Below are 8425 nucleotides of genomic sequence, written 5' to 3' on the forward strand. Positions count from 1 at the left end.
AGCCGTCGGGGTAGTGCTCGGGGCAGTCCTTGAGCGCGTCGGCGATCCCGGCAGGGGAGAAGACCTTGCCGCAGATGAGACGGCCGCCGAAGGCCTCGTTGGCGAACAGGTGGTCGTGGGCGTCGACGAACCCCCGCACCCGGCCCTGGGCGTCGGTGCCGGTGAACGGCTCACCGGTGACGTCGATCTGCGCGTCCGGCGTGGGCCGTGCGCCCGGCACCCACCAGTCGTTCCCGGCCGCCGCACTCGGGGCGGGGCCGAGTACCACGGCCAGGACGAGGAGGAGCAGCGAGACTGCGGTGACGTTCTTGCGTCGGCGGTACGGGCGGCTGGTCATGGCCACGGCCCACGTCCCTCGGTCGGCGATGCGCGGTCGGCCGGCCGGGGTGGCCGGGCCAGGTGACACGAACGTTTCAGGATTGTCATGTCTGCGTAAACCATGCGCCACGAGGATCGCCAGTGCCGCCTGCCGAGTCAATACTCCGGCGCCGCGAGCTGCGCGGAAGCGCTCCCAGGGCCCCCGGTGCTTGCTCCGCGGTGGTAATAAGCTGGGGGGACGTGAGAAACCGTACGTCGACGTCCGCGCGGACAGCGGCTCGAGGGTGAGGGAGCGACCGATGACATCGGAAACCGAGCGGGCCGTGCTGGCGGGCGGTTGTTTCTGGGGCATGCAGGACCTGATCCGCAAGCAGCCGGGCGTGGTGTCCACCCGCGTCGGCTACAGCGGCGGTGACACCCCGCACGCCACCTACCGCAACCACGGCGACCACGCCGAGGCCATCGAGATCCTCTTCGATCCGAAGGTCACCAGCTACCGCGACGTCCTGGAGTTCTTCTTCCAGATCCACGACCCCACCACCAGGGACCGCCAGGGCAACGACATCGGGCGCAGCTACCGGTCCGCCATCTTCTACGCCGACGAGGAGCAGCACCGCGTCGCCCTGGACACCATCGCGGACGTCGAGGCGAGCGGCCTGTGGCCCGGCAAGGTGGTCACCGAGGTCGAGCCCGTGGGCGACTTCTGGGAGGCCGAGCCCGAGCACCAGGACTACCTGGAGCGCTACCCGGACGGCTACACCTGCCACTTCCCGCGCCCGAACTGGAAGCTGCCGCGCCGGGCCGCGTCGCCCGCGAGCTGAGGCACCCCGCCGGTCACGCCCTGCGCCGCCGCCGGATCGGCTCGCCGACGCGGTGCAGGTGCGTCAGCGCCTCGCGGTAGGACCGGACCAGTCCGGTCTCGTGGTACGGCACCCCGATCTCGGCGCAGTACCGCCGCACGATCACCCGCGCCCGGCGCAGGTGGACCGCGGGCATGGCGGGGAACAGGTGGTGCTCGATCTGGTGGTTGAGCCCGCCCAGGAGCACGTCGGTGAGCAGGCCGCCGCGCACGTTGCGGGACGTCAGGACCTGGCGGCGCAGGAAGTCGAGCCGCTGCTCACCGGTGAGCGTCGGCATGCCCTTGTGGTTGGGGGCGAAGGTACAGCCCAGGTAGAGGCCGAACAGGCACTGGTTCACGGCGAGGAACGCCACCGCCTTGCCCGGGGGGAGCACCAGGAACAGGGCGCAGAGCACGGCCGCCATGTGCGCCAGCAGCAGGACGCCCTCCAGCAGCCGGTTCTTCAGGTACGGCGACCGCAGCGCCCGCACGCTCGCGACGTGCAGGTTGAAGCCCTCCAGGGCCAGCAGGGGGAAGAACAGCACCGCCTGGTGACCGCCGAGGAGGCGGGCCAGGCCCCGGCTGGCCCGGGCCTGTCGGGCGGACCACACCAGGATGTCCGGCGCCACGTCGGGGTCCAGCTCCTCGTGGTTGGGATGGGCGTGATGGCGGGTGTGCTTGTTCATCCACCAGCCGTAGCTCATCCCCACCCCGAGATTGCCGAACAGCCGTCCCGCGAACTCGCTGTGCCGGCGCCGCCGGAAGACCTGCCGGTGCGCCAGATCGTGCGCCACGAGGGCGACTTGTCCGAACACCAGGGCCAGGAAGGCGGCCACGCCCAGCTGCCACCAGGTGTCGCCGAGGGCGAGGAAGGCCGCCCAGCCGCCGGCGAACGCCCCGACGACGAGGGTGAGCCGCACCGCGTAGTAGCCGGGGCGCCGCTCCAGCAGGCCGGCCTCGGCGATCCGCCGGGACAGCCGGGCGAAGTCGCTGCCGGCGTCGGCCCGCGGCGCGCCCGCACCCACGGCGGCACGGGCGTCTGCGGGGGAGGCATCGGAAGAGATCGTCATGCGAAAAGTCTGGTGACGCGGTACGGCTCGCAGAAGCCGGTCCGCCACCGTACGCACGGGAGGTCCACCCCCACCGGCCGGCGGGGGGTTTCCCCCCCGGGAGCCGACCCTGGCCCGCGACGGCCGTGCGGCGCTGTCGAGGGGTTCGGAGGCCGGTGTCCGGCACGGTCGTGGTCCGGGGCGAGGGCGGATCCGCGGTGGCTGTGCGGGGGTTTGCCGGCCGATCCGGGAAACGGGTGCCCCGCCTGCTCGTGGCCCGGAGTCCGGCCTGGCCAGGGTGGCTGCGCCGGCCGCTTGACGGGTTGGGCGGTCGTTGTCCGGCACGGTCGGGGCCCTGGGAGTCAGGTCTGGCCTGTGGTGGCCGTGCGGGTGCGCCGGCCGGTCCGGGCGACGGCGGCGGCGACCGGCGTCCTCATGCCGGCGGATCCTGTTCCGCCTGCTGGGCGGCAGCGCCGCGCGCGAGCAGCAGGAGGGCGTCGACCAGGTCCTCCGTCGGGCCTCCGGTGGCCAGCCGGCGCAGTTGCAGGCCCATCACCACGGCGACCGTGGTGGCCGCCAGGCGCTCCGCGCCCGGGACGCCCAGCGCGGTGAGGATCCGGGCGGCGAGCCGGTCGTAGGCCCGGAACGCCTCCGCCGCCGCCTCCCGCAGCCGCTCGTCGCGCCCGGCGTGCAGGTACAGCTCGAACGGGGCGAGATGGGCACTGTCCAGCGCGGTGCCGCACGCCACCTGCCCGGCCAGGGACGCCGCCTCCTCCACGCCGATGCCGTCGGTCCCGCACTGGTCGGCCAGCTCGGTGAAGTGCCGGGCCTCCTCGCGCACGAAGTGCAGCAGGCTCTCGCGCAGCAGCTCGTGCTGGGTCTCGAAGTGGTACGTCACCGAGCCGAGTGACACGCCCGCCTCCCGGGCGATGCGCCGGTTGGTGACCGCCGCGACCCCGTCCTCGCCGATGATCCGCAGGACGGCGGTGATGATGCGCTGGCGGGTGGCGGCGGAGGGGGCGGCGTTGGCGGCGGCGTTCGGCATGCTCCGCATTGTTCCACCGGCGCTCGCCCGGCCGGGACCCGGACGTCGGGCGTCGGATGCGGTGGACAGCGGGCCGCGCCGTCCCTACTGTTCGTTCGAACGAACAACAGGGAGGATCGTCGTGCGTATTGCCGGGTCAACTGTTCTGCTCACCGGGGTCACGGGCGGCATCGGGGGTGCGATCGCCGCGGAGCTGTCCGCGCGCGGCGCGCGCCTCGTCCTCACCGGCCGGCGCCGCGAGGCGCTGGAGCCCCTCGCCGACCGCTACGGCGCCCGGACGATCCTCGCCGACCTCGCCGACGAGGACGACGTCGGCCGACTCGCCGAGGAAGCCACCGGTACCGACATCCTCATCGCCAACGCGGCACTGCCCTCCAGCGGCGACCTGCTCGACTACACACCGGACCAGATCGACCGGGCGCTCGCGGTCAACCTGCGTGCCCCCGCGATGCTCGCACGGCTGCTCGCCCCCGGCATGGTGGACCGTGGGCGCGGCCACATCTGCTTCGTCGGCTCCCTGTCGGGTATCGCCGCCACCAAGTCGTCGTCCCTGTACACCGCGACAAAGTTCGGGCTGCGCGGTCTCTCCCTGGCCTTCCGCCAGGACCTGCACGGCACGGGTGTCGGCGTCTCCATCGTCCAGCCCGGATTCGTCCGTGACGTCGGGATGTTCGCCGACACCGGCTCGCCCACGCCCGGCGGTGTCCGTACGGTCGCACCCCGGCAGGTCGTCAGGGGAGTCACCCGGGCGATCGAACGCAATGCCGCCGAGATCAACGTGGCTCCGCTCGAACTGCGCCTGCTGACCAGGATCGCCTCGCAGTTCCCGGGGTTCGCCGAACGGGTGCAAAGGCGCGCGGGCGCGGAGAAGGTCCTGGACGCCGTCGTGTCGGCGCAGCGGGCGAGCCGCTGAGCACCGGGCGGCCGGCGAAGACGCGCGACGCGCCCACCGCGGACCCGGCCCGTTCCAGTCCACCTCCTCGCGCACCGGCCACGCTTGCCTCGGCAGGGCTGCCGAGCGAAGGGAGCGGGAAGCACCGCCGGAAAATGACCGTCCGGAGACCGGAGGTCCCTGTTACGGTGATCGGCATGAAGCGCGCTGCCATGACGACGACGCCGGAGAGTGTCCCGGCGCGCTGACAGACGACCTGATTGCGAAGCCCCGGGGCAAGTGCCCCGGGGCTTCGTCGTAGGCCCGGTCACTTGCCCCGCACCCAGCAAGGAGACCGCGATGACCACCGCGCACGACCACCGCAGACTCGGCCGCGAGCTGAACCTGTTCGACACCGACCCGCTGATCGGCGCCGGCCTGCCCTACTGGCTGCCCGACGGCGCGGCCGTGAGGCACACCCTGGAGGAGTACATCCGCGCCGCCGAGCGGCGAGCGGGCTACCAGCACGTGTACTCACCCGTGATCGGCAAGCGGGAGCTGTACGAGATCTCCGGGCACTGGGGCCACTACAGCGACGACATGTTCCCCCCGATGGACATCGGCGGCGAACAAGTCGTGCTGCGGCCGAGCCTGTGTCCCCACCATGCGGTCATCTACCGTTCCCGCTCCCGCAGCTACCGCGAACTGCCCCTGCGGATGGCCGAACTCGGCGGTATGTACCGCTCCGAACTCTCCGGTGTACTCGGCGGGCTGACCCGCGTCCGGGCCATCCAGCTCAACGACGCGCACATCTTCTGCACCCTGGACCAAGTTGCCGAGGAGGCGCAGGCAGCGCTGGAGATGATCCGCCGGACATACGAGGCGCTCGGCATCACCGCGGCCCGCTACCGGCTCTCCCTCCCGGGCCCCGGAGGCAAGTACGTCGCCGCGCCCGAGAAGTGGCAACGGTCCACCGCCTTGCTGACCGACGTCCTCGACCGCTCCGGTCTGCCTTACGAGGCTGCCCAAGGAGAGGCCGCGTTCTACGGCCCCAAGATCGACGTCCAGGTCACCGACGGCGCCGGCCGGGAGTCCACCCTCTCCACCGTCCAGGTCGACTTCCACCAGCCCGAGCAGTTCGACCTGCGCTACATCGGCGCGGACGGCGCCAAACACCGCCCGGTCATGGTCCACCGCAGCATCATCGGCAGTGTGGAGCGAACCGTCGCTCATCTCATCGAACAGCACGGCGGTGCCTTCCCCGCCTGGCTCGCCCCCTGTCAACTCGTGATTCTCCCGGTCTCCGGCACCGAGTTGCCGAACGCCGAAGCGCTCGCCGCACGATGCGCCGACCTCGGGCTGCGTGCTGAGATCGCCGGTCCGGAACGCGGCAGTCTGGGCGCCCGCATCCGAGCGGCCCGCCTGGTTCCCTACCAAGCCGTCATCGGCGCCGAGGAAGCCGCTGACAACCTCGTCGCACTACGTCTGCGGGACGGTCGACGACTCGGCCCGCAGCCGGTCAGCACCGTCTTGACCCACATCAGCACCCTCATCAAGGCCCACAGCACCCAACTGTGGGACAGCGCGCCCCGCTCGTAGCGGACGAAGCCGACCTCGACGTCTCCCCGTCCTGCTCGTGGCGGCGGTTGAGCACCCCGATGAGAGCGGCGAGGTCGGCGGCGCCGGCCGGGTCGTCCGCGTAGCGGGTGGTCTGGAGGGGACCGACCTCAGGAAGGACGATGTGCTCCCGGGCCAGAACATGGACCAGGGTCAGCAGCGCGGCGCGGGCATTGCCATCGGCGAAGGGGTGGAAGAACGCCACGTCGAGGTAGGCGCGGGCCGCGCGGGCCGCCAGCGGGATGTCCGGGTCGTTCGTCTCGCGCAGGCAGGAACGGAAATCGGCCTGGGTGCGCGGGGTCAGGCCGTAGCGCTCGCGGCCGGCCTTGGCATAGGCGTCGCTGACGCGGAACGGTACCTCTGCAGCAGCAAGGACTTCGCGCTGCCAACCGGCCAGCAGGGCGAAGTCCAGCGGGACGCGGCGTGCGGCATCTTGTCGGGCCAAGGCGTATGCGGCGAGCAGACGTTCGGCGCGTCTCGGGTCGCGCAGACGCACGGTCCCGCGCACCAGGACCGGAACCCGTCGCGGCCGGGCGGGAACCGTCGCAGGGCCGGTGCACCTTGCCAGTCGACCTCGCGGCGCACACGCAGCCAGACCGAAAGGCTGTCAGTAGCGGTCATGGAGTTCCTCCAGTGCCGCCCTCTCACGGTGGTCCTGGTACGGGGCGTGGCCGGTGAGGCCGACGGCGAGGTCCTCGCCGACGGATTCGATCAGCGTCCGCTCCGGATGGACCCAGCTCTCGAACCGGCCACCGATCGCGTTCTCCACTGCCTGCTCGGCTTCGACCAAGTTCATGCCGGTGCTGGTGAGGAACCAGCCCAGGACGATCGAGGTCTGGCCGCGCCAGGCGTTCTCCGCGCCCGAGTCCAGCGCGTGGGTCACGAGCCGGACGCAGGCCCGTTCCAGGTGCCAGCTGCGTTCCTCGGGTGAGGCGTCCGGCGGTGGCGCCAGTTCGGTGAAGCGCTGGGCCGTCCGCTCCAGCCACTCCCGCCACTCCAGCAGCGCGGCTACGACGCGTGCTGCGGTCTCGTCGGGGGTCGTCACCGAACTCGTCCCGCTGACCCAGTTGCCGATGGGGCCGCCGTCGCGATAACACCAGTTCCACCCCCAGGCCCAGGTGCCGTACCGCTCCCGAAGAACCGCGTCCACCTGGCTCTCGCACCACCGTTCGCCCTCCCACCAGTCGGCCATACCGGAGAGCACGGGCGGCACCCACTCGCGGACCAGCGAGCGGAGACGAGCGTCTTCGGCCTCGTCCCAGGCGAACGGGTGACGAGCCGGGTCGAATGTGTCCCAGTCCCGGATGACCTCGTAGGTGACGCGAGGCACGCGATTGTCGGGGAAGGGCAGGGTGTCACGGTTGTACGTCAGGGCTGACCACTCTTCCTGTTCGATGTGATCGACCTGTCAGTCTCGGCCGCAGCCCCTGCCATGGCGAATGGTTTTCCGACCCCCGCACGGCGCGAGCGCGCGGACGCCGGGCGGCCACCGGGGCCTGAGCGAGGTGACAGCAGCAGCGGTCAATGGGCGGCACGTCCGACGCTGCGGACCCAGACAGGGAAGGCGGCCGTCCGCCCCTCGGGGGGCTCTTCCTCCGCCGCGCCCTGCCCCTCGTCGAGGTCCGGCCGGGCGACGCTGCCCGGCGCCGGATCGCGGAGGAACCCCTCGACGATGGCGGCGAGGTTGCCCGAGGTCAGGTAGGCACCGCGGAACGGCAGCTCGGACTCGGCCACGGACCCGGTCGAGCACCGCAGTTGACCGGCCTGAACGTCATGCCACACGTAAAATGTCGCCGTCCCGGTGAAGCCCAGCGCATGGACGCGGGAGCGGATCGCGTCGGCCGTGCGCTCGAACGCGGTCACCACGTCGGAGACGGATGACGACTTTCTGTCCTCGGCATCCGCGCTCAGTTCCCAGGTGTTCGTCCGCTGCTCCTTCGCCCTGTCCGCGGGCTCCAGCACCAAGGGCTCGTCCGCGATCTCCGCGATCCATCTCGACAACACCGCAGCAGTATCCCGGAGTATCCGTACGGCTGCCCGGCCGGGCTACCCGGCGATCCCCTCCAGGTCGCCGACCGCCTGTCCGACGTCGGGCAGCGTGAGCATCGCCAACCGGGCCGCCCGGGCCCGCGCCCGGGGAGCGGGGTCGGCGAGCAGCTTGCGGCACACGTCGGCGATGCCCCCCGCGCTGCGGTCGGCGACACGGCGGCCGAAGCCCAGTTCCTCCACCCGTTCCGCGTTGGCGTGCTGGTCCCCGAAGTGCGGCAGCACCGCCAGCGGTGTGCCGGTGCGCATGGCCTCCCGGATGCTGTTGAACCCGCCGTGGGTGACGAACAGGTCGGCCGCCTCCAGCAGCAGCGGCTGCGGCACGCGCTCGGTGACGTGGACGTGCCCGGGCAGCCCCTCGGTGTCCAGCGGCATCCCGGACGTCGACACGACCACCGTGCAGTCCTCCAGCTCGGCCGCCGCCCCCGCGAGCGCGCGCAGGCTCTCGGCGGTGTCCGGCAGCGCGACCGGTAACGGCTCGGCCGTGTCCGCCCTGTGCTCGCTCAGCACCGGCAGGGCCGTACCGATCGCGGCGTACACCAGTGGCCGGTCCGTGGGCAGCCCGGCCGCCCATGGGGGCAGCACCCCGTGGCGCTCCACGTCCACGGTCTGCCGGTAGGACCAGGCCCGGGACGCGTTCC

9 protein-coding genes and 1 pseudogene are annotated in these 8425 nt (G+C 71.9%); 3 read left to right on the top strand and 7 right to left on the bottom strand.

All coding sequences use genetic code 11. From position 1 onward, the window contains the following. Positions 1–337 (bottom strand): annotated as a pseudogene (locus tag IE312_RS39245) (discoidin domain-containing protein); the annotation flags it as partial. 280 nt (positions 338–617) lie between these two features. On the opposite strand from IE312_RS39245, the gene msrA reads away from it, so the two are divergent. Further along, positions 618–1139 (top strand): peptide-methionine (S)-S-oxide reductase MsrA, encoded by a 522-nt coding sequence (gene msrA / locus IE312_RS08285; protein ID WP_189979834.1) that lies wholly within the window; start codon positions 618–620, stop codon positions 1137–1139. 13 nt (positions 1140–1152) lie between these two features. Here the strand turns inward: msrA and IE312_RS08290 are convergent, their stop codons facing one another. Next, positions 1153–2226 (bottom strand): fatty acid desaturase family protein, encoded by a 1074-nt coding sequence (locus IE312_RS08290; RefSeq protein WP_189979836.1) that lies wholly within the window; start codon positions 2224–2226, stop codon positions 1153–1155. Positions 2227–2638: 412 nt separating this feature from the next. Beyond that, positions 2639–3250, bottom strand: coding sequence for a TetR/AcrR family transcriptional regulator (locus tag IE312_RS08295; protein WP_370467529.1), 612 nt, complete (start codon positions 3248–3250; stop codon positions 2639–2641). Positions 3251–3371: 121 nt separating this feature from the next. Here IE312_RS08295 and IE312_RS08300 point away from each other — a divergent pair, with 121 nt between their 5' ends. Further along, on the top strand, positions 3372–4163 hold the full coding sequence (locus IE312_RS08300) for an SDR family NAD(P)-dependent oxidoreductase (protein ID WP_189979840.1): 792 nt from the start codon (positions 3372–3374) through the stop codon (positions 4161–4163). Between the two features lie 318 nt (positions 4164–4481). After that, entirely contained in the window at positions 4482–5720 is a 1239-nt protein-coding gene (gene thrS / locus IE312_RS08305) for a threonine--tRNA ligase (RefSeq protein WP_189979842.1), read from the top strand. Here the strand turns inward: thrS and IE312_RS08310 are convergent. The 4 genes from IE312_RS08310 to IE312_RS39250 all read right to left on the bottom strand — a co-directional run. Further along, a complete protein-coding gene (locus IE312_RS08310; RefSeq protein WP_229899333.1) occupies positions 5674–6234 on the bottom strand; it encodes a Fic family protein in 561 nt (186 codons plus the stop codon). The genes thrS and IE312_RS08310 overlap by 47 nt on opposite strands. A 111-nt stretch (positions 6235–6345) precedes the next feature. Next, entirely contained in the window at positions 6346–7068 is a 723-nt protein-coding gene (locus IE312_RS08315; protein ID WP_189979844.1) for a hypothetical protein, read from the bottom strand. A 191-nt stretch (positions 7069–7259) separates the two neighbouring features. Continuing rightward, positions 7260–7742 carry a hypothetical protein gene (locus IE312_RS08320; protein WP_189979846.1) on the bottom strand — a complete coding sequence of 161 codons (483 nt, stop codon included), beginning with the start codon at positions 7740–7742 and terminating at the stop codon, positions 7260–7262. A gap of 42 nt (positions 7743–7784) precedes the next feature. Continuing rightward, positions 7785–8425, bottom strand: a 641-nt coding sequence (locus IE312_RS39250; RefSeq protein ID WP_268254297.1) for a glycosyltransferase, incomplete at its 5' end; no start/stop codon positions are given.

Source organism: Streptomyces capoamus (genome assembly GCF_014654935.1).
Taxonomy (GTDB): Bacteria; Actinomycetota; Actinomycetes; order Streptomycetales; family Streptomycetaceae; genus Streptomyces; species Streptomyces capoamus.